Origin of the sequence: Pseudomonas sp. NFPP28 (assembly GCF_900115535.1) — a bacterium.
Lineage (GTDB): Bacteria > Pseudomonadota > Gammaproteobacteria > Pseudomonadales > Pseudomonadaceae > Aquipseudomonas > Aquipseudomonas extremorientalis.
This window is the reverse complement of the sequence record NZ_FOWT01000009.1, coordinates 78030-99279: the sequence shown is the minus strand read 5'-3', so window position 1 is coordinate 99279 and position 21250 is coordinate 78030. Positions and strand designations below refer to the sequence as shown.

At 64.0% G+C, this 21250-nt stretch carries 16 protein-coding genes; 12 read left to right on the top strand and 4 right to left on the bottom strand.

The features are described 5' to 3' along the window. Positions 1–24: 24 nt before the first annotated feature. The 4 genes from BM110_RS22725 to tssA form a co-directional block, all read right to left on the bottom strand. Entirely contained in the window at positions 25–513 is a 489-nt protein-coding gene (locus tag BM110_RS22725; RefSeq protein WP_005792512.1) for an Hcp family type VI secretion system effector, read from the bottom strand. Between the two features lie 171 nt (positions 514–684). Beyond that, entirely contained in the window at positions 685–2184 is a 1500-nt protein-coding gene (tssC, locus tag BM110_RS22720) for a type VI secretion system contractile sheath large subunit (RefSeq protein WP_058424268.1), read from the bottom strand. A gap of 2 nt (positions 2185–2186) precedes the next feature. Further along, positions 2187–2693: a type VI secretion system contractile sheath small subunit gene (tssB, locus tag BM110_RS22715; protein ID WP_010207547.1), complete on the bottom strand. Its 507-nt coding sequence runs from the start codon at positions 2691–2693 to the stop codon at positions 2187–2189. Between the two features lie 54 nt (positions 2694–2747). Continuing rightward, positions 2748–3767 carry a type VI secretion system protein TssA gene (gene tssA / locus BM110_RS22710; protein ID WP_071488096.1) on the bottom strand — a complete coding sequence of 340 codons (1020 nt, stop codon included), beginning with the start codon at positions 3765–3767 and terminating at the stop codon, positions 2748–2750. A 394-nt stretch (positions 3768–4161) separates the two neighbouring features. Between tssA and tagH the strand changes: the two genes are divergently transcribed. From tagH to tagQ, 12 genes are all read left to right on the top strand, one after another. Then, positions 4162–5490, top strand: coding sequence for a type VI secretion system-associated FHA domain protein TagH (gene tagH / locus BM110_RS22705; protein WP_093514207.1), 1329 nt, complete (start codon positions 4162–4164; stop codon positions 5488–5490). Positions 5491–5542: 52 nt separating this feature from the next. Further along, on the top strand, positions 5543–6052 hold the full coding sequence (gene tssJ, locus BM110_RS22700; protein WP_092241644.1) for a type VI secretion system lipoprotein TssJ: 510 nt from the start codon (positions 5543–5545) through the stop codon (positions 6050–6052). 18 nt (positions 6053–6070) lie between these two features. Next, positions 6071–7405 carry a type VI secretion system baseplate subunit TssK gene (tssK, locus tag BM110_RS22695; RefSeq protein ID WP_071488093.1) on the top strand — a complete coding sequence of 445 codons (1335 nt, stop codon included), beginning with the start codon at positions 6071–6073 and terminating at the stop codon, positions 7403–7405. A 6-nt stretch (positions 7406–7411) separates the two neighbouring features. Then, positions 7412–8701: a DotU family type VI secretion system protein gene (locus BM110_RS22690; RefSeq protein WP_071494633.1), complete on the top strand. Its 1290-nt coding sequence runs from the start codon at positions 7412–7414 to the stop codon at positions 8699–8701. Then, positions 8698–12198: a type VI secretion system membrane subunit TssM gene (gene tssM, locus BM110_RS22685; RefSeq protein ID WP_092241648.1), complete on the top strand. Its 3501-nt coding sequence runs from the start codon at positions 8698–8700 to the stop codon at positions 12196–12198. Before BM110_RS22690 ends, tssM begins: the two co-directional genes overlap by 4 nt. Next, positions 12195–12848 (top strand): type VI secretion system-associated protein TagF, encoded by a 654-nt coding sequence (tagF, locus tag BM110_RS22680; protein WP_093514206.1) that lies wholly within the window; start codon positions 12195–12197, stop codon positions 12846–12848. Before tssM ends, tagF begins: the two co-directional genes overlap by 4 nt. After that, positions 12849–13568: a PP2C family protein-serine/threonine phosphatase gene (locus BM110_RS22675; protein ID WP_092241650.1), complete on the top strand. Its 720-nt coding sequence runs from the start codon at positions 12849–12851 to the stop codon at positions 13566–13568. Further along, positions 13565–16531, top strand: a complete 2967-nt coding sequence (locus BM110_RS22670; RefSeq protein WP_071488088.1) for a serine/threonine-protein kinase — start codon at positions 13565–13567, stop codon at positions 16529–16531. The genes BM110_RS22675 and BM110_RS22670 overlap by 4 nt, the downstream gene beginning before the upstream one ends. After that, a complete protein-coding gene (locus tag BM110_RS22665) occupies positions 16531–17235 on the top strand; it encodes an ABC transporter ATP-binding protein (RefSeq protein WP_093514205.1) in 705 nt (234 codons plus the stop codon). The genes BM110_RS22670 and BM110_RS22665 overlap by 1 nt, the downstream gene beginning before the upstream one ends. Continuing rightward, entirely contained in the window at positions 17235–18419 is a 1185-nt protein-coding gene (locus tag BM110_RS22660) for an ABC transporter permease family protein (RefSeq protein WP_093514204.1), read from the top strand. Before BM110_RS22665 ends, BM110_RS22660 begins: the two co-directional genes overlap by 1 nt. Further along, positions 18412–20121, top strand: a complete 1710-nt coding sequence (locus tag BM110_RS22655; protein ID WP_071488085.1) for a formylglycine-generating enzyme family protein — start codon at positions 18412–18414, stop codon at positions 20119–20121. Before BM110_RS22660 ends, BM110_RS22655 begins: the two co-directional genes overlap by 8 nt. Before the next feature lie 84 nt (positions 20122–20205). Continuing rightward, positions 20206–21132 (top strand): type VI secretion system-associated lipoprotein TagQ, encoded by a 927-nt coding sequence (tagQ, locus tag BM110_RS22650; protein ID WP_071488084.1) that lies wholly within the window; start codon positions 20206–20208, stop codon positions 21130–21132. Positions 21133–21250 lie beyond the last annotated feature (118 nt).

Below are 21250 nucleotides of genomic sequence, written 5' to 3'. Positions count from 1 at the left end.
ATGGCGCCACGGCCACCAGGGCTATCAGCGCTTGGTGTTGGAACGGATGTTCCAGCCAAACTTGATCGCGCCGCCGTCTTTGGTGCCGTCGGCTTTCTGCGGCTGGTAGTCGACCATCACTTGGGCGAAGTTCAGGGTGACGTTCTCGGTCAGGCGGTCATCGGTGCCCGAACCGCCGGTGCTCAGCGAGGTCACCAGCACTTCTTCCAGGTTGATCACCATGTACTCGACCTGGCTTTCGCCACCGGCCTTGCGCACGGTCAGCTTGACCTTGTCGATGTGCTTGCCGCTGGCGCAGTGCATCATCAGGTTCGGCGAAGCCTTGTCGACGTACTTGGTCAGCGACAGGTCCTGGATGTTCACCTTGCCCGCGCCGCCACCGCCGCCCACGTGCATGTTGCCGGACTGGGCCATGCCCCAGCTCCAGTTCAGCACGTCGATTTCGTCCTTGTGGGCCTTGTCCATGGACTCGCCCTTGATGTCGCCGATCTTGATGAAAATATCAACAGCCATGTTTTCTCCCTGTGTGGCGTGGGCCACTGAATTTGATTAACTCCAAATGGGCAGTGCTTTTGTGTGGGAGGGGGCTTGCCCCCGATGCAGGCACCTCGGTGTGTCAGTTACACCCCGGTGATGCCATCGGGGGCAAGCCCCCTCCCACAGAAGAGCTAGCTCATCGGTGGTTTACGCGCTTTTCGCCGAAGGCAGCTTGGATACCAGGCGCAGCGACACCGTCAGCCCTTCGAGCTGGTAGTGCGGGCGCAGGTAGAACTTGGAGTTGTAGTACCCAGGGTTGCCTTCGACTTCTTCCACGATCACTTCGGCGGCAGCCAATGGGTGCTGGGCCTTGGTGGTTTCGGTGGAGTGAGCCGGGTCACCGTCCACGTAGTTGAGGATCCAGTCCTGCAACCAGCGCTGCATCTCGTCCTTCTCTTTGAAGGAACCGATCTTGTCGCGCACGATGCACTTCAAGTAGTGAGCGAAACGGCAGGTGGCGAACAGGTACGGCAGGCGCGCGGCCAGGTTGGCGTTGGCGGTGGCGTCCGGGTCATCGTACTCGGCCGGTTTCTGCAACGACTGCGCGCCAATGAACGCGGCGAAGTCGGTGTTTTTCTTGTGCAGCAGCGGCATGAAACCGTTTTTCGCCAGTTCCGCTTCACGGCGGTCGCTGATGGCGATTTCGGTCGGGCACTTCATGTCCACGCCACCGTCATCGGTCGGGAACGTGTGGGCCGGCAGGTTTTCCACTTCACCGCCAGACTCGATGCCACGGATGCGCGAGCACCAGCCGTAGTGCTTGAACGAACGGTTGATGTTCACCGCCATCGCGTACGCGGCGTTGGCCCAGGTGTACTTGGAGCTGTCGGCACCGTCGGTGTTTTCTTCGAAGGCGAAGGCTTCCACCGGGTCGGTCTTGGCGCCGTACGGCAGGCGCGCCAGGAAGCGCGGCATGGTCAGGCCGATGTAGCGCGAGTCTTCCGATTCACGCAGCGAACGCCAGCCGGCGTATTCCGGGGTGGTGAAGATCTTGGTCAGGTCGCGTGGGTTCGACAGCTCTTGCCACGAGCCCATGCCCATCACGGTCGGCGAAGCGGCAGCGATGAACGGGGAGTGCATGGCGGCGCAGACTTTCGACAGTTCGCCCAGCAGTTCCACGTCGGGTGGCGACTGGTCGAAGTAGTAGTCGCCCACCAGGCAGCCGTAGGGTTCGCCGCCGAACTGGCCGTATTCTTCTTCGTACATCTTCTTGAAGATCGGGCTCTGGTCCCACGCGGTGCCCTTGAATTTCTTCAGGGTCTTGTGCAGGTCCGGCTTGGAGATGTTGAGCACACGGATCTTGAGCTGCTCATCGCTCTCGGTGTTGTTGACCAGGTAGTGCAGGCCACGCCAGGCGCTTTCCAGCTGTTGGAAGTCCGGGTGATGGATGATCTGGTTGACCTGGGCGGTCAGCTTGGCGTCGATGGCAGCGATGATCGATTCGATCGACTTGATCGCGTCATTGGAGACCAGGTCGGTTTGCGCCAGGGCCTGTTCGGCCAAGGTGCGCACGGCGGTTTCCACGGCTTCGCGGGCGCGCTCGGTCTTGGGCTTGAATTCCTGCAGCAGCAGGTTGGCGAACTCGCTGGCTTCTTCGGTCTGGGTGCCCAGGATCTGGGAGCCTTCGCGGGCGGTATTGTCAGTCATGATTACTGGTCCCCTGCAGGCTTAGGCGCGCTGGCAAGTGCTTGCAGCAGTGCCGGATCCTTGATCGCCTTCATGATGATTTCTTCAGCGCCGGTCTTGCCGTCCATGTAGGTCAGCAGGTTGGCCAGCTGGGTGCGGGCTTCGAGCAGTTGATTCAGCGAGTCGACCTTGCGTGCCACGGCGGCCGGGCTGAAGTCGTCCATGCTTTCGAAGGTGATGTCCAGGCTCAGGTTGCCTTCGCCGGTCAGTTCGTTCGGTACGTGAAACGCCACGCGCGGCTGCATGGCCTTGAGGCGCGAGTCGAAGTTGTCGACGTCCACTTCAAGGAACTTGCGGTCGGCCACCGGCGCCAACGGCTCGGCAGGCTTGCCGGCGAGGTCGGCCATCACGCCCATTACGAAGGGCAGCTGGACCTTTTTCTCGGCGCCGTAGAGCTCGACGTCGTACTCGATCTGCACTCGAGGCGCACGGTTGCGCGCGATGAATTTCTGAGAACTTTGCTTCGCCACGTTGCTGCTCCTGGTCGCTTGAGCGACGGTGTTGTTACTGCACAGTCGGATGGCTTACTCGCCGTCCGGCCCGCGCAGGTTTTCAAATTGGGACATGCCGTCGGGAATCAGATTGCGCACGATGGCCGCAAAGTCGGCGTGCACCAGATTCTTCGCCCGGTTCAACAGCACCGGCAGCGGGCTCGAAGGCTCGTGCCGGGTGTAGTACGCAAGGATCTTGTCGAGACTGCGCAGCACATCGTCGCGGCTGGCGATATCGCCAACGGGACGCGGTGCTGCGGGGGCGGCGGCGAAGTCGGCCGAGGGGGCATTGTCGTCACTGACGGCCTCGGGTTCGCTGCTGCCGGCGGCGCCGGGCACCGCTTGATTGAGTATCTGCAACGCCTGCTTGAGCGGCTGCTTCAAGGCGCTGAGGTCCACGCCCTGGGCGGAACCGACCTGATCATTGACCTGTTGTTCGATCGCTTCGCACGCCGCACGCGCCGTAATCAGAGCGTCGCGGGTGGCCTGTAGCTGCTCGGGGTCGCTGTCGAGGAACGCGGCGTTGAGCTGCTGCGCGCCGAGTTGTTCATCGGGGAAGCTCAACAGGCCACTGGCGTTGAGCGCCGCGCGCAGGCTCACGGGGCCGAAGGTGCGCGAGCGCGTGAGGATGCTTTCGCGCAGCAGGCGGATGTTGGTGTCGCAGGTCAGGCCGGTGAGGGCGTTGATGCGTACGGTAGGGTCGTTATCGTCGTCGGCGTCCAGGCGCGGGTGCAGGTCGGCCCAGTAATCGCGCAGCAGCGCATCGATCAGCGTCAGCGCTTCGGCCAGGCCGGCCACGCCTTGGAGGGCGAGGGCGCTTTGCAACAGGAAGTGGGTGATGCGCAGGTCTTTGCTGCGCGCGAGCAAGTCGAGGCTTTGCTGCTGGATGCTGCGCCATTCCGGCGGTTCAGCGGGCAGGATCGAGTCGCCCATGCTGCGCTCGGGTTGGCCCTTGGCATCACGCTCCAATTGCAGAAATTGCGCGTCATATTCCATGTCTTCGCCACAGGGCGAAGTCGCGGAAACGGCGGTGAGCAGCAACGGCACATCCACTGTATTTGATCTCCCTATCAGCCCGTTAGATAGCGGGCAATTCATGCATTAGTTGCGCAAGGAACTTTGCATGTTTTCTTGGTCATATAAGCAAGATGCCACTAATGTGCCATCATCGGTATTCAAGAAGTTGTGCATTTTTGGTGTAGTACTTATGCCTTGTCAAGGTAAGCTATTCGCCCTCTGTGACAGATGTGCGGTGCTTAACAACCTGTGCGACTGGTGGGTCGAACGACGTACCGGGACAGGATTTTTGTCATAGAGCCCAGTTAAGATCAGCGATCATGCTGGTATTGGCAGGTTTTGGACGGTCGATTGCTCGACCTGATGGGGATATCCCGGGAAGCGCTGTCCCGGGAATCGACCGCGCGCGAAGTATCAGCAAGGAGGCAAGATGTCGCTGTGTTTGACTATCACTAGTTATCACAAGATTACCCCTGGGCAGTGCTCCGAAAAGTCCATGAATCAGGGCTCGATGGCTATCGGCCGCAGCTCGGATAATGACTGGGTATTGCCTGATCCTGAGCGTCTGGTCTCCTCGCAGCACTGCGTTATTCAGTACAAAGATGGCCGTTATTATTTAACTGATAACAGTACCAACGGAGTGGAGTTGGTTAACGCCGGCATTCGTTTGCGCAGGGGTAATAGCGAGCTGTTGCAAGATGGCGAGCTGATCCGCATCGGCGATTACGAGATCCAGGCGCGTATCGATTTCAACGTACAGGCCGTCGACAGCCAGCCGTTTGCCGGCGAGTCGCCGAACAGTTTCGAAGCGCTGATGGGCGCCGTGTCGAATAAGCCCGCGCCTGTTCCGGTGATTGCGCCGCAATTCCAGGGCGCTTCATCGATGGACACGCTGCCGGACCTGTTCGACTTCCTCAGTCCTACCGCCGTACCGCCGCCGACCGTGCCGGACCACGTGCCTTCCGAGCAACATGACTTCCGCCCGCCGACACCGGTGGCTGTGCCGGTAGTGGCACCGCCGGTGGTGTCGGGCGCGGTGATTCCCGAAGACTGGGACCTGTTTGGCGACACGCCAGCACCCGTCGTCAGCGCTGCGCCGCCACCTGCGCCGCCACCGGTCATCCAGCCGCCCCCGGTGGTCGAGCCCCCGCCGCCCGTGGCGGAAAGCCAGCAACCGGACCTTCTGCAAGCCTTCCTGCGTGGTGCGGGCCTGGACCAACTGCGCCTGGACAAAGCCCAGGCCGAGGCCCAGATGGAAAATATCGGCCGCAGCTACCGCCTGATGGTCGAAGGCCTGATCGACGTGCTGCGGGCCCGCGCCAGCCTCAAGGGCGAGTTCCGCATGCAGCAGACCATGATCCAGCCGGCAGAAAACAATCCGTTGAAATTCGCCCCGAATGCTGACGAAGCGTTACTGCTGCTCCTGCGCCACGGCAACCAGGCGTTTATGGCACCCGACCTCGCCGTACGCGACAGTTTCAACGACCTGCGCGCCCACCAGTTGGCGGTGATGGCCGGCGTGGAAGCGGCCATCAAGCACCTGCTCAGCCGCTTTGAACCGGCGCAGCTGGAAGAACGCATGGGCAAGCCCGGCGGGCTGTCGAGCCTTTTCAACGGTTCGCGCCAGGCCCAGTACTGGCAGCAGTTCACCGAGCTCTACAGCAATATTTCCCGCGAGGCCCAGGAAGATTTCCAGGACCTGTTCGGCCGCGAATTCAGCCGGGCCTACGAAGAACACAGCGCACGACAGCGACGCTGAACCGCAGCACATGGATTTAACGGATAGCTAAGTACGTCATTGAGGACGCAGGATGATTCCCAGGTTTTTACTCGCAGTCGCCACACTGCTTTTGCTGACGGCGTGTGCCAAAGACACCGCCAAACCCGAAACAGCCGCCGAGGCCGAAGTGGATACGGCCGCCGTCGAGCTGCACTTCCATGCGATCAGCGGGCTCAACCCCGGTGCCAACGGCCAGGCCGCCCCGGTAAGGGTGCGCATCTTCGAACTGAAAAACGCCGCCACCTTCGCCCGTTCCGATTACTTCGCTCTGGCGGACCGTGCGCAATCCACACTGGGCCTGGACCTGCTGGACCAGGACGAAGTGATGGTGCAACCCGGCGAGCAATTGAGCATCCAGCGTGACCTCGACCCGTCCACGCGCCAGATCGGCCTGCTGGTGGGCTATCGCGAGCTGGACCGCGCGCAATGGCGCACGGTGATCAACGTGCCCGCGCGCCAGTACACCGAATACCAGATCAGCCTCGATGTGCGTGCCGTGCGCGCCGACGTCGTGGTCACCCCATCCAGCCCTGCCCAATAAGAAGCAATCGGAGCCCCCATGTCCTGGAACAATCGCGTGGTCTGGTCGGAAGGCATGTTCATCGGAACGCAGCACTTCCAGCAGCATGACCGTTACCTGGAAAACCTGATCGATGCCCGCAGTCGCCCGTTGTCCGCCGGCGCCTGGGGTTTTTCCGAGCTGCTGATCGACCAGGGCCTGCTGGCCCAGGGCAAGCTGGCGATCGTGTCGGCGCGTGGCCTGCTGCCCGACGGCACGCCGTTTAATATCCCCCAGGATGACCTGGCGCCAAGCCCGCTGAATATCGATGACAACCTGCGCGACGGCCTGGTGTACCTGGCCCTGCCGCTCAAGCGCGCCGGCGCCCGCGATACCGTGGATGAAGGCGAAGCCCTGGAGGCTGCGCGTTATGTGAGCCAGGTGCGCGAAGTACGCGATGACAACGCACCTTTCGAAAACCGCGCCCCGGTGGCCGTGGGTTCCCGCGCCCTGCGCCTGCTCACCGCCCAGGATGGCATCAGCGATTACGCCGCCGTGGGCCTGGTGCGCATCAAGGAAAAACGTGCCGACCGCGCATTGGTGCTCGATGACACCTACATCCCGCCGGTATTGGATGTGGCCGCGAGCAAACCGCTCACCGCCTTTCGCAGCGAACTGCTCGGCCTGCTGCACCAGCGCGGCGAAGCCCTGGCGGGGCGGGTGGTGGCATCGGGCGCCGGTGGCGCGTCGGAGATTGCCGACTTCATGCTGCTGCAACTGGTCAACCGCGCCCAACCGCTGGTCCAGCATTTGAGCCAGTTGAGCCCGTTGCACCCGGAGCGCTTCTTCAGCGAGCTGGTCAGCCTGGCCGGCGAGTTCTCGACCTTCTCCACCTCCGGTCGTCGCCCCCAGGAATACCCGCAGTATCAGCACGATGACCTGGCCCTGAGCTTCGCGCCGGTGATGGCGGCATTGCGTGAAGCGTTGTCGATGCTGATCGACAGCAAGGCCACACCGATCCCGATTGTCGAGAAAGCCTATGGCGTGCACGTGGCGATGCTGGCCGACAAGACTCTGCTCGACAACGCCAGTTTCATCCTGGTGGTGCGCGCCGATGTGCCCGGCGAAACCCTGCGCGCACGCTTCGGCCAGCAGAGCAAAGTCGGCTCGGTGGAGCACATCCGCGACCTGGTCAACCTGCAACTGCCGGGTATTGGCCTGTTGCCTCTGCCGGTGGCGCCACGCCAACTGCCGTACCACGCAGGCTCGACGTATTACGAGCTTGATCGCGGCAGCGAGCATTGGCAACAACTGGGCAATTCCGGCGGTTTTGCCTTCCATATCGCCGGGCAGTTCCCGGGCTTGAACCTGGCCTTCTGGGCGATCCGAGGATAATCCGCGATGCATCCCAATGATGATGACCGCACCCAGTTCATGCCGCGTCCGGGTGGCCGGGCGCCGGAGCCTGTGCGTGCCGAACCTTCGCCCCTGGCCATGCCGGCCGCACCGATGCTCACCGGCAAGAGCCACGGCCTCAACCCGCTGGAAAGTGCCGCCGGTCCGCTGTTGGCGCTGCTGACGCGCCTGCGCAACACCATCGCCCACCCGGCGCCGGCCAGCTTGCGCGCACAATTGCTGGCCTACCTGCGCCAGTTCGAAGAGCGTGCCGAAGCCGCTGGCATCGCTCGTAACGAAGTGCTGCTGGCGCGTTACGCGCTGTGCACCGCGCTGGATGAGGCGGTGTTGAGCACGCCCTGGGGCAGCACCAGTGACTGGGGCAAGCAGAGCCTGCTGATCACCGTGCACAACGAGGCCTGGGGCGGCGAAAAAGTCTTCCAACTGTTGGACCACTGCCTGCAAAGCCCACGGGAACGTCTGTATCTGCTGGAACTGTTGTACCTGTGCATGTGCCTGGGGTTCGAAGGCCGCTACCGCGTGATGAACGACGGTCGCAGCCAGCTGGAGACCCTGCGCGAACGCACTGCTGCAGCCATTCGCAGTGCGCGTGGCGAGCATGAGCGTGAGCTGTCGCCGCACTGGCGCGGCGTGACCGTGGCCCGCGACCGCCTGGCGCAATTCATGCCGCCGTGGATCGCCGTGGCCATCGGCTTGGCGTTGTTACTGGCGTTGCTGTTTGGCTTGCGCATGAAGCTGGCGTCGGATGCCGAACCGGTGTTCAAGAATATCCATGCCCTGGGCGAGATTCCGGTGCAAGCCATCGACCGTCCGGTGGCGCAGCCCAAAGTCATCGAGCGCCCGCGCCTGGCGGGCTTCCTGGTGGAAGACATCAAGGCCGGCCGCGTGGCGGTGGAGGATGCGGTCGACCGTTCCGTGGTGACCATTCGTGGCGATGAGCTGTTCGCCTCCGCCAGTTCCAGCATCGTCGACGACTACCAGCCGCTGATGCTGCGTATCGCCGACGCCATTCGCAAGGTCAAGGGCCAGGTGCGGGTGACCGGGCACAGTGACAACCGCCCGATTGCCACGCTGCGCTTCCCGTCCAACTGGGCGCTGTCCGAAGCGCGGGCCAAGTCGGTGCTGGAGATCCTGGCGGCCAAGACCGGCCAGGCCGAGCGCTTCAGTGCCGAGGGCCGCAGCGACACCGAGCCGGTGGCGACCAACGCCACCGCCGAAGGCCGTGCCCGCAATCGTCGGGTTGAAATCACCGTATTGGCGGAGGGCGTCGAGTGAAGGCGTTTTTCAGTTTCATGATTCGCTGGGTGATCCCCGTGCTGGGTTTGATTGCCCTGAGCCTGATCATCTGGTTTGTCGGGCCGTTGCTCGACGTGCTGGTACCGGAAGGCCGGCGCTGGGCGCTGATCGTCCTGGTATTCGCGGTATGGCTGGCCTACCGCGTGTTCCGCATCATCCAGGCCCGGCGTCAGGCCGCCGAAGTGATGCGCAGCCTGGCCGCCGAAACCCCGGCCGACCCCAACAGCGTCGCCACCGCCGAAGAACTCACCACCCTGCGCCAGCGCATGGACGAGGCCCTGGCCCTGCTGAAAAAGGCCAAGCTCGGTGGTGATGAGCGCCGCAACCTCTACGAGCTGCCGTGGTACGTGATCATCGGCCCGCCGGGTTCGGGCAAGACCACCGCGCTGGTCAATTCCGGCCTGCATTTCCCGTTGGCCGCGCAACTGGGCGCCGGCGCCGTGCGTGGCGTCGGCGGTACGCGCAACTGCGACTGGTGGTTTACCGATCAAGCCGTGCTGCTCGACACCGCCGGCCGCTACACCACCCAGGACAGCAACTCCACGGTGGATAAGGCCGCCTGGCTGGGCTTCCTCGACCTGCTGAAAAAGCAGCGCTCGCGTCGCCCCATCGATGGTGCGTTTATCGCCATCAGCTTGTCGGACCTGTTGCTGGGCACCGATGCCGAACGCGCCGCCCACGCCGCTGCCATCCGCCTGCGTATCCAGGAGCTGTACACCCAACTGGGCGTGCGCTTCCCGATCTACCTGATGCTGACCAAGCTCGACCTGGTGCCGGGCTTCATGGAGTTCTTCGACAACCTGAGCAAGGAGGAACGCGCCCAGGTGTGGGGCATGACCTTTGCCCTGGACGATGGCAAAAACAGCGACAGCCCATTGGCACACCTGCAAAGCGAGTTCGCCGGGCTGGAACAGCGCCTCAACGAACGCCTGGTCGAACGCCTGCAACAGGAGCGCGACCCGGCGCGGCGCGACCTGATCTACGGCTTCCCGCAGCAGTTCGGCGCGTTGAAGGACTGCCTGCAAAGCTTCCTCGAAGGCGTGTTCAAACCCAATGCCTTTGAAGAGCGCGTGTTGCTGCGCGGCGTGTACTTCACCAGCGGCACCCAGGAAGGCAGCCCGATTGACCGCCTGATCGGCGCCATGGCCCAGAGCATGAACCTGGACCGCCAGCATTTGGCGCGCCAGAGCGGCACCGGGCGCAGCTACTTCATCGAAAAACTCTTCACCGCCGTGGCGTTTGCCGAGCGTGGCCTGGTGGGGGTGAACCCGAAGGTCGAGCGGCGGCGCAAGTGGATTGCGCGGGGTGTGCTGGCCGCCACTGTGGCATTGGTCGTGGTGGTCAGCGGCCTGTGGTGGGTGAGTTACCGCGCCAACCAGGCCTACATCGCCCAAGTCGACCAGAAAGTCGCGCCGCTGGGCCAGGCCGTACAGAACCTGAGCCCGGCGCAGCGCGAAGTGCTCGCCGTGCTGCCGTTGCTCAACGCCGTGAAAAACCTGGCGGGCGATTCGCCGAGCTGGTCCGAAGGCCTGGGGCTGTATCAGGGCGATATGCTTGAAGCCGAGTCCGCCAGCGTCTACCGCAAGCTGCTGATCGCGGTGTTCGCGCCACGCCTGGTGACGCGCATCGAAGAACAACTGCACGGCGGCGGCAATTCCGACTTCCTCTACGAAGGCCTCAAGGCTTACCTGATGCTGGCTGACGCCGAGCATTACGACCCTGACTTCATCAAGGCCTGGATCGCCCTGGACTGGGACCGCAACCTGCCCCGCGACCTGCCGGCGGATCAGCGCCAGGCATTGGCCGGGCACTTGCAGTCGCTGTTCGAACGCCACCCGCCGAACGCACGCCTGGATCAACGGCTGATCGACGACCTGCGCCGTCAGTTGCAACAACTGCCAGTGGCCCAGCGCGTATATGACCGGGTCAAGCGCCAGAAACTGCCCGAGGGCATCCCGGACTTTCGCCTCAACGAAGCCGCCGGCCGTGACGCCGCGCTGGTGTTCAGCCGCAAGAGCGGCAAGCCGCTGGGCGAGCCGTTGAGTGGCTTCTTCACCGCCAAGGGCTATCGCCAGGCGTTCCTGCTGAGCAGCCTGAACCAGACCGGCACCCTCGCTGAAGAACAGTGGGTGTTGGGCAACGAACAGGCTGACCAGCAGAACGTAGTGAGCCTGGCCGCCGATGTGCGGCGCCTGTATTTCCAGGATTACCAGCGCCAGTGGGATGCGTTGCTGGCGGACATCGACTTTGTGCCGATCACCAGCGTGGCCCAGGCGGCCGATGTACTGCGGGTGATTTCCGGCCCGACCTCGCCGCTGAAAAAACTGCTGGTGGCGGTGGCCAAGGAAACCGACCTGCAAGCCGAAGAGCGGCAACTGGCCGCCAAAGGCGTGCCGGTAGAAGGGGGCGTCGACAAGCTCAAGGAGCGCCTGGGCAGCCTGCTCGGCCAGGAGCAACCGACGGCCAATGCGCCTGCGGCGGCGGAGGATCCGGTGACCGCGCACTTCGCCCAGCTCAACAGCATTGTCAGCAAGAACGAAGGCGAACCGGCGGCTATCGACGGCCTGCTCACCGACATGAACGCGCTGTATGTGCAGGTCAGCGCCATGGTCGGCGCCAGCGGCGATGCGTTGCTCGGCGAGGCGAAGAACCAGGCGGCGGCTGCGGCGACTCGGGTCAGTCTGAATGCCGAGCGCCAGCCGCCGCTGGTGCAAGGCATGGTCAAGTCGGTGGTCAACTCCACCACCAACAGCATGATGGGCGGCGTGCGCAACCAATTGAACGCAGCCTGGGTCAGCGAAGTGGTCAACGTGTATCGCCAGTCCCTCGCCGGGCGTTACCCGATGTCGCCGGGCAGTGCACGGGACGCCACCCTGGATGACTTCGGCCAGTTCTTCGGCGTGGGCGGAGTGATGGACAACTACTTCCGCAAATACCTGCAGCCTTACGTCGATACGTCCGCGCAGACCTGGCGCTGGCAGCCGGGCGCGGCGCAGAAGCTGGGGATTGCTCCGGGCGTGCTGCAAACCTTCCAGCGTGCCGCGACGATCCGCGATGCGTTCTTCCGCTCCGGTGGCACCCAGCCAATCGTGCGGTTTGAACTCAAGCCAGTGTCGATGGACCCGACCATCACCCAGTTCCTGCTGGACTTGGACGGCCAGCAACTGAGCTACGACCACGGCCCCAGCCGCCCGGTGGCGATGCAATGGCCGAACCCCGGCAGCATTGGCGTGGTGCGGATTTCCATCATGCCGCCCTCGGCCAGTGGCCGTTCCGGCGTGACCCTGGACGGGCCGTGGGCGTGGTTCCGCTTGCTGGAGCAGTCGGATCTTACCGCCGGCAATTCACCGGACCGCTTCAACCTGCGCCTGCGCGTCGACGGTGCGAGCATTGCCTACGAGTTGCGCGCCAACAGTGCCTTCAACCCGTTCAAGAGCCGCGTGCTCAGTGGCTTCAGCCTTCCGGAGCGGCTATGACGACGCTGGGTTTCTACGGCAAGTTGGCCAGCCGTGGCGACTTTGTCAGCCGCGCCTTGCCCCAGAGCTTTATCGGCCCGTGGGACAGCTGGCTGGCGGCGGGTTTGCTGGCCAGTCAGAACAGCCTCGGCGGTGAATGGCTAAATACTTACCTGGTCAGCCCGCTGTGGCGCTTTGTGCTGGCGTCGGGCGTGTGCGGGCCGGATGCGGCGGCGGGCGTGGTGATGCCGAGCATCGATCGGGTGGGGCGCTACTTCCCGCTGGCGGTGGTGGCGTTGCTCGATCACGACACCAATCCGGCCTCCCTGGTGGGCGGGCCGGACACTTGGTTCGAGCAGGCCGAGGCGCTGTTGCTCAGCACCCTGGATACCGGTGCGACCTTTGAAGGTTTCAACGAAGGCCTCGATGGCCTGGGCTTGCCGGCGAGTGAGCCGCGTACCGTGGACAGCCGTTTCGCCGGCCTGCAACGGGTGGCCGCGACCGTGCCGCACCAGCGCATGACGGCCCTGGCCGAACAGGCCTGCGACGGCGCGAGCCTGTGGTGGGGGCGTGGTTCGCAACGTATTTCCCCTGGTTTGCTGCGGTGTCAGGGCCTGCCTGCCGCCAGCGATTTTGCGCAGTTTTTGCTCGGACAAGAAGGTGTGGTGTAGATGGGGTCGACGTACAAATCCGCGAGCAAAAGCCATGTGGGCATGGTCCGCCAGGTCAACGAAGACGCCTGCCTGGACCTGCCGGAAAACCGCCTGTGGGTAGTGGCCGACGGTATGGGCGGGCATGCGGCCGGCGACTATGTCAGCAGCCTGATCGTCGACAGCCTGCGCAGCGTGCCGGTGGGGCGCTCCCTGGATGAATACACGGCAGCGCTGCGCAATGACCTGCTGCGCATCAACGCAGCCGTGCGCGAAGAAACCGCCAACCGTGGCGTGACCATGATGGGCAGCACCGTGGTGGTGCTGGCCGCCCGTGGCCTGCGCGGTGTGTGCCTGTGGGCCGGCGACAGTCGCTTGTACCGCCTGCGCGACGGCGTGCTCGAAGGCATCTCCCGCGACCACAGCTACGTCCAGGACCTGCAGGACAGCGGCCTGCTCAGCGAAGCCGACGCGCGTACGCACCCGCGCGCCAACATCGTCACCCGTGCGATTGGTGTGGAAGCCCACTTGGACCTGGCGGTGGTCGACCTGCTGATCGCCCCCGGTGACAGCTACCTGCTGTGCAGCGACGGCCTGAACAAGACCGTCGAAGACCATGAAATCCGCGATGTGCTCAGCCACGACGCGCCGGACGAAATCGTGCGCAGCCTGGTGCACCTGGGGCTCAACCGTGGCGCGCCGGACAACATCACCGCCATTGTCGTGAAGGTATCGCCATGAACATCGTCATCCCCGGTTATGACATCGAAGGCGAGATCGGCGAAGGCGCCATGGCCAGCGTGTACCTGGCGACGCAGCGCTCGCTGGAGCGCAAGGTGGCGTTGAAGGTGATGGCGGCGGCGCTGGCGGCCGATCCAACATTCTGCGAGCGCTTCCTGCGCGAGGGCAAGACCCTGGCGCGCTTGTCGCACCCGCACACGGTGACCATCCATGACATCGGCAATGTCGGTGAGCTGTACTACATGGCCATGGAATACCTGCCCAACGGCACCCTCAAGGAGCGCATCGCCGCCGGCATGACACCGGAGCAGGGTGTGACGCTGATCCGCCAGATCGCCTCGGCGCTGGGCTATGCCCACGCCCAGGGCCTGGTGCACCGCGATGTGAAACCGGCGAACATCCTGTTTCGCGCCGATGGCACGGCGGTGCTGTCCGACTTCGGTATCGCCAAGTCGCTGGATGACCGCACGCAATTCACCCAGGCCGGGTTTGCCGTGGGCACCCCCAGCTACATGAGCCCGGAACAGGCGCGGGGCCAGGAGATCGATGGCCGCGCCGACCTGTATGCGCTGGGCGTGGTGCTGTACGAGATTCTGGTCGGCAAGCTGCCTTACACCGGCACCGATGCACTCTCCACGGCGCTGGCGCACCTGACCGAACCGCTGCCGGAACTGCCGGTGCACCATGGCCGTTATCAGGACGTGCTGCGCAAGCTGTTGGCCAAGGACCCGGCTGAGCGTTTCCCGGATGCGGCGGCGCTGTTGCGCGCCTTGGACAACCTGCCGGCGGACTCTCCGGAAGCCACCCTGGTGCGGCCGTTGCCGATTCCGATGAGTTTCGACCTGGCGGGCATTACCCCGGAGTCCATCGAGATTCCCAGTGATAAACCCCAGCCGGTGCGCCAACCGGTGGTTCCGCCGACCCAGCACAGCGAGCAGCGCCGTGGGCCGGTGTTGGCGCTGGCGGCGGTTGCAGTGGCGGTTGCACTGGCGATTGGCGGTGCGAGCTACTGGTGGTTGAGCGGTAGCGACGAGCCGGTGGTCAAACCGCCCGCTGCCGAGGTGCCGAAAGTCACGCCACCGCCGCCAGCGGTCGCCGAAGCGGATGGCGGCCAACGCCCGTTGCTCATGGCCGGCAAGAAGACCCTGTTCCAGCGCGTGCTCAGCAAGCCGGGCGCAAAGCTTTCGACCGATGCGGGCAGCGCGCCAGGCAAGGCCCTGCCGGCGTTTTCCGTGCTTTATGTGTACCAGCGCAAGGACGTCGACGGCAGCCCGTGGGTGCGTGTCGGCGCCGCCACCGATGGGCGCAGCGACGGTTGGTTGCCTGCGTCTCAAGTCAGCGACTGGAAGCAGAGCCTGGTGCTGAAATTCACCGAGCGCTCGGGCCGGGCGCCGGTGATGTTCCTGCGCCAATCCGGCGAAGTGGAAAAACTGCTGGCTGACCCTTCCGCCGCCAAAGGCGTGCTGGCCAAGGCGCAGAAAAACAGCGAAGACAACAGCCAGATCCTCGCGTTGGAGCCTGCCGCCAGCGCCGTCCCGCAGAACCAGTTCTACCTGTTGCCGATCTTCGACTCCAAAGAGAGCTTCGACGAAAACGGCCAACCGGTGCAGTTACTCAATGTCGCCTCCATCGACCCCGGCAGCAGCGCGGCCGCCAAACCCGCGACGCCGGTGATGAATGCCAACGCCGATGCCTTCCGCACGGCCGTGGTGCTGGTGGTGGACACCACCGTGTCGATGCAGCCCTATATCGACCAGATCCGCGATGTGGTGCACGAGTTGCAAACCCGCATCGCCGAGCGCGGCGAGTTGGACAGTGTCAGCTTCGGCATGGTCGGTTTTCGCAGCAGCATCAAGAAAACCCCGGGCCTGGAATACGTGGCCAAGACTCTGATCAGCCTCGATCAGGGCCGCGATCCGCAACGCTTCCTCGACATGGCGCGCCAGGTCAAGGCGTCCACCGTGTCCAGCCACTCCTTCAACGAAGATGCGTTCGCCGGGGTTATGCAGGCGGTAGACGGCATGGATTGGTCCGGTTATGGCGGGCGCATCATCCTGCTGGTTACCGACGCCGGTGCGCTGCGCAAGAATGACCCGTTCGCCGCCACCCAGATGAACGAAGCCGAAGTGCGCCAGGCCGCGCTGGGCAAGCAGATCAAGATCTACGCCTTGCACCTGCGCACCGACGCCGGCAAGAAAACCCACGCCGGTGCCGAGAGCCAGTACCGCATCCTCACTGCCGACGCCAACCCGCAGATTGGCGACCTGTACACCGCGGTGCCCGGTGGCGATGTGCGCAAGCTCGGCGAGCGGGTGGATGAGATCGGCACGGTGTTCGCCAACCTTGTGCATCAGGTGCGCAGCAACACGCCGCAGCCGGTGCCGTTGCTGAGCAGCGCACCGAGCCTGGCGGATAAGTCCGCAGCGGTCGGCTATGCCATGCACATGGATTTCCTCGGCCGCAAAACCGCGAGCCAGGCGCCGCAACTGGTCAGCGCCTGGACCGCCGACCGCGACCTGACCAACCCGGCACTGCCCGCGTTCCAGGTGTGCGTGATGCTGACCAAGTTGCAGCTCAACGATCTGCAGCAGTCACTGAAGCTGATCGTCGACGCGGCGCGCAAGACCCAGACCTCGCCCAAGGACTTCTTCCAGGAAATCGCCAGTGCCTCGGCCTACATGAGCCGGGACCCGCAGGCCCTGCGCAAGGGCGGCAATCTGGCCGACGGCGGCATTCTCGGCGAATACCTCGAAGGCCTGCCGTACCGCAGCAAATCGCTGAACATGACCCAGGACCTGTGGTTGTCGTTGAGCGTGGCCGAGCAGGAAGACTTTATTGACGAGCTGGACTCGAAAATCCGCCTCTACGAAACCTTCCACAATGACCTGGCCAACTGGGTCCGTTTCGGCGATGCCGAGCCGGGCGATGCGTTGTACCGCGTTCCGTTGTCGACGTTGCCGTGATGCTCACCCTGAACGCGGTGCACAAGAGCCGGGGCGTCGGTAGCCAGCGCTATAGCCTGGTGATCCCGGCGCTGGCGCTGCGTGCGGGCGAGCAAGTGGCGATTGTCGGGCCCAGCGGTTGCGGCAAAAGCACCTTGCTCGACCTGCTGGCGCTGGTCTTGGCGCCGGATCAGGTCGGGCAGTTCGAGTTTTATCAGCAGGACATTGCCGGGCTGTGGCGCGCTGATCGGCAATCCGCATTGGCCGCGCTGCGCAGCCAGCACTTGGGCTATGTGCTGCAAACCGGCGGGCTGCTGGGCTTTCTCGATGTGCGCGGCAATATCGCCTTGTCCCGGCAACTGCTGGGCTTGAAGGACGATGGCAGCGTGGCGCGCCTGGCCGAGCAATTGGAGATCAGCGACCAGTTGGCCAAGAAACCGGCGACGCTGTCGGTGGGGCAGCGCCAGCGCGTCAGCTGTGCCCGCGCCCTGGCCCATGCGCCGCAACTGGTGCTGGCGGACGAGCCGACGGCGTCCCTCGACCCCCTGAATGCCGAGCGCGTGATGCACGCATTGCTGGCCCAGGCCCGTGAACACCGTTCGGCCTGTGTGATCGCCACTCATGACGAGCCCCTGGCCCGCGCCAGTGGCTTGCAGGTGCGACGCATCAGTTGCCGTCGCGACACCGATGGCGGCGTCACCGCCACCCTCGGGGAGGTGTGCTGATGCGCATCGGTCTGGTGGCGTCGCTGGCCTGGCAGGATTACCGCAACGATGCCTGGCTGTCGGCCTGTTCGGTGCTGGCGCTGGTGGCGGTGATCGCGCCGCTGCTGGTGTTATTCGGCCTGAAATTTGGACTGGTTAGCAGTTTGACCGAACGTTTGCAGACCGACCCCGCCACCCGTGAAATTATTCCGCTGGGCGGTGGTCGATTCAGCAGTGCGTTTATCGAGCAACTGGGCAAGCGCAGTGAGGTGGCGTTCGCCATACCGCGTACGCGGCAGATTGCGGCGACGGCGCAAGTGGGCACGTTGGCCCTGGAGATGCTGCCGACCGCGTCCGGTGACCCACTGCTGGCCGGCCTGCCGGTGCCCAAGGGCCTGGACCAGATTGTGCTGAGCCACACCGCCGCCGAAAAGCTGGCGGCGCGGCCTGGCGATTGGCTGGAAACCAGCTTTGCACGACAAGTGGCCGGGCGCGTCGAAGCCCAGCGCACGCGCGTGCAGGTGCTGGCGGTGTTGCCGCTGGAAGCCTTTGCTCGTGACGGTTTGTTTGCCGACCTGGGTTTGCTGGAAGCGGCGGAAGATTACCGCGATGGCCGCGCAGTGCCAGCCCTGGGTTGGGACGGGGAGGCTGCAGGCGTCAGTGAGCAGCGCGTGTACCCGGCGTTCCGCCTGTATGCCCGCAACCTTACCGATGTGGAGCCGCTGCGGGTGTACTTCGCGGGGCAGAACCTGTTGGTGTCGACCCAGGCGCAGACCATCGCGCAGGTGCAGTCGTTGAGCCGCAACCTGTCGATCGTGTTCTGGGTGATCTGCGGGCTGGCGTTGGCGGGGGCGTTTGCGGCCATTTTTGCCGGCGCCCTGGCCTGCGTCGCGCGTAAGCGGCGGGAGTTATCAGTGTTGCGCCTGTTGGGGTTTTCCACCGGTGGGTTGTTGTTATTCGTGGTGGTGCAGGCGCTGTACAGCGCGGGTTTCGCCGCCGTACTCAGTGCCGGGCTGTATGGCCTGGCCGAGTCGGGCTTGAATGAATTATTCGTGCAGGTGCCGGGCGAATACGCCAGCCACCTGCTGGCGCGCCATTACGGCCTGGCCCTGGTTGCAGTCCTCGGCGTCAGCGCCGTGGCGGCGGCGTGTGGTGGTTGGCGAGTGGCGCGGATCCAGGCTTCTGAAGGAATCAGAGATGTATAAGTTGCTGGGCGCCTGTGTGGCGCTGACCCTGGCCTCGATGGCCTGGGCCGATGAGGCGAGTGACAAGCTCGACAACCCCAAGCCGTTGGAAGGCGACGTCAGCCTGCCGTTGCCCTGTGAAGGCAACATGGTGTTCCGCTACGCCTACGTGTTGGCCCAGGGCACCCTGGATGACCGCGAGATCAGCCTCGGCTACCCCTTTGCCGAAGGCGAGGCGGGTTATCAGCAATCGTTTATTTCCGGCTACCGTCGCGACTTCATCAATGGCCAGTTCACCCTCAAGGACCTGCCCAAGGACTGGAACAAAGTCATCGCGCCGTTGATGCCGAAGACCGACGCCAAGACTCCGCTCAAGCCCATGCTGTACTTCATCGGCAAGTACGAGGTGACCGCGCGCCAGTACGCCCAGGTGATGTCCCAGGCGCAGTCCCTGGCCAGTGGCGAACCGGCGCCGGCGTGCGATGCGCCGACCGGCATGGCCGGGCGCCTGCCCAAGGTGAAACTGTCGCGCTTTGAAGCCGAGCGCTTCTCGGCGGTGTACAGCGCCTGGCTGATGAAATACCACCGCGACTTGCTGCCGGTGAGTGGCCGTGGTTCCTCGGCGGATGACGGCGGACTGGGTTTTGTGCGCCTGCCCACCGAAGTGGAGTGGGAGTTCGCTGCGCGCGGCGGTCATGCGGTGAGCCGCCAGGACCTGGAAGGGCGCCTGTTCCCGCGCCGTGTCGACGGCAGCGACAGCGACGGCCCGCTCAGTGATTACGCGGTGTTCAACCAGGTCGCCGGTGGTACCGGCCAGGCTGCGCGCCTGATGCCCATTGGTACCAAATTGCCCAATCCGATTGGTATGTTCGACGTGATCGGCAACGCCGCGGAAATGGTCCAGGAATCGTTCCAACTGGTCCACGCCGGGCGCCGCCAGGGCACCTACGGTGGCTTTGTGGTCAAGGGCGGCAACTACCTGGAAGGCGAGGGCACGCTGTTCACCGGCATGCGCCGCGAATACCCCCTGTTTGCCGCCGATGGCACCGAGCAGAGCAACGAGACCACTGGTTTCCGCGTGGCGATCGGCGCGCTGTCGGCGCCACGTTCGCGCTACAAGGAGCTGTTCGCCCAATGGCAGAAAGAGGGCCGCCTGGCCTCGCTGACCGACGCCATCGACGACGCCCAGGACCCGACCAAGCGCCTGGACAGCATCATCGCCGCCAGCGTCGATCCCAAACTGCAAGCCGAGCTGGGGCTGGTCAACGAAGAGCTCAAGCGCAACGTCTCGCTGATCGCCCAGCAACGCGAAGAAGCGGCGGGCAACCTGATTCAGTCGGCCGCGTTGGTGGCCGAGACCATCGCCAACTACAACATCCGCCTGGCCAACCTGCAGAAGAGTCGCCAGCAGGCCCTGGACAACAAGGACGCGGCCAGCGCGCAACTGTTCGAGATGGCCATTACCAATGGCCGCAGCGCCCTCGACGGCGCAGTGGCGATCTATATCGACAACCTGGCCACCGGCACGCGCTACACCGATGCGGTGATCCAGGCGCAGTTTCAACGGATCAAGGAAGAGTTGGATCGCAAGCCGGTGCTCGGCAAGAGCCTGGTGACGCGCGCAACACTGTTCGTTCGCCATGTCGGCAACTACCGCAAGCAACAGCGGGCCGACCCGGCAACGATCTTGAAGGAATTGCTCGCAGCGAGCGGTCAGCGATGAGCGCTGGCTGTATAGCGAGCTTGGAAGGGACTCAGGCGGCGGTGGGCCGTGCTGGGCAAGTCAAACTTAAAAGAGAACACACCTATGCTTTTTTCCCGTAAGGCGGTTTCCAAGCGTCACTTGCTGCTGATCGCGGCTGGCTTCAGCACTGTGCTGACCGGTTGCGCCACATCGCCGGCCTCCAAGGTCGCGTCGAGCACCAAGGTCGAGTACTACCCCAACTGCTATGAGCCCGTGCAGCACCTGCGCGCCACCGACTCGAACATGACCAAGTCGGTCGTGACCGGTGCGGCCATCGGCGCTGCCGGCGGTGCCCTGCTCGGCGCCCTGACCGGCGACAAGGAAAAACGTGGCCGTAATGCGGCCATCGGTGCTGCGGGCGGCGCCCTGGCCGGCGGTGCAGCGGGTTACTACACCGAACGTCAGAAGCAGATCGCCGATGACAACCAGCGTATTGCCTCATATGCGGCTGATGTGAACAAAAGCGTCTCCGACATCGACCGCAGCACGGCGTACGCCAAGGCGTCCCAGCAGTGCTACCAGAGCGCGTTCACCAAGTTGGTGGCTGATCGCAAAGCCAAGACCGTCAACGACACCGAAGGCCGCAAGCGCCTGGCGGAAATCGTCTCGGGCCTGAAGGAATCCAATGACCTGATCGTTGCGGTCAACGGTAAAGCCGCCGAAGACCTGAACAACTACACCCAGGCCTACGAGAAAGACCTGCAACAGGTTGGCGTACAGCGTACTGACGTGGTCACCGTGGCCAAGGCCGACACAACACCTGTTGTGACATCGGGCAAGAAGAAAGGCACAGGCACCAAACCGCCGAAAAAGCCGGTTCTGCCAACCGTACCCACAGAAGCGGTGAGCACCGAGAAGACCTTCCAGACTGCCCAGGTCAAGCAAGCTGAAAGCAAGCAGGTCGCCAGCGCCGGTAAAGCTCAGCTCGAAGGCAGCTGCCGCGATCCGAACCTGGCCGACTGGGCGCCGGTTCCTTGCCCAAACGTTTAAGTAATATGCTGCTATAAGCGTCAAACGCCAGCCGATCTTCCGCTAATGCGCAAGATCGGTGGCGTTCTTTTTGCAAATCGTTAAACTGCTGCGGCCACTCAATAATTACACCGAGGCC

Excerpts from the sequence above, each read along its gene's own strand:
- BM110_RS22670 (WP_071488088.1), top strand. The coding sequence starts at position 13,565 with ATGAACATCGTCATCCCCGGTTATGACATCGAAGGCGAGATCGGCGAA.
- BM110_RS22655 (WP_071488085.1), top strand. The coding sequence starts at position 18,412 with ATGTATAAGTTGCTGGGCGCCTGTGTGGCGCTGACCCTGGCCTCGATG.
- tagF (WP_093514206.1), top strand. The coding sequence starts at position 12,195 with ATGACGACGCTGGGTTTCTACGGCAAGTTGGCCAGCCGTGGCGACTTT.
- BM110_RS22690 (WP_071494633.1), top strand. The coding sequence starts at position 7,412 with ATGCATCCCAATGATGATGACCGCACCCAGTTCATGCCGCGTCCGGGT.
- tagQ (WP_071488084.1), top strand. The coding sequence starts at position 20,206 with ATGCTTTTTTCCCGTAAGGCGGTTTCCAAGCGTCACTTGCTGCTGATC.
- tssC (WP_058424268.1), bottom strand. The coding sequence starts at position 2,184 with ATGACTGACAATACCGCCCGCGAAGGCTCCCAGATCCTGGGCACCCAG.
- BM110_RS22725 (WP_005792512.1), bottom strand. The coding sequence starts at position 513 with ATGGCTGTTGATATTTTCATCAAGATCGGCGACATCAAGGGCGAGTCC.
- tssK (WP_071488093.1), top strand. The coding sequence starts at position 6,071 with ATGTCCTGGAACAATCGCGTGGTCTGGTCGGAAGGCATGTTCATCGGA.
- BM110_RS22660 (WP_093514204.1), top strand. The coding sequence starts at position 17,235 with ATGCGCATCGGTCTGGTGGCGTCGCTGGCCTGGCAGGATTACCGCAAC.
- BM110_RS22675 (WP_092241650.1), top strand. The coding sequence starts at position 12,849 with ATGGGGTCGACGTACAAATCCGCGAGCAAAAGCCATGTGGGCATGGTC.
- BM110_RS22665 (WP_093514205.1), top strand. The coding sequence starts at position 16,531 with ATGCTCACCCTGAACGCGGTGCACAAGAGCCGGGGCGTCGGTAGCCAG.
- tagH (WP_093514207.1), top strand. The coding sequence starts at position 4,162 with ATGTCGCTGTGTTTGACTATCACTAGTTATCACAAGATTACCCCTGGG.
- tssJ (WP_092241644.1), top strand. The coding sequence starts at position 5,543 with ATGATTCCCAGGTTTTTACTCGCAGTCGCCACACTGCTTTTGCTGACG.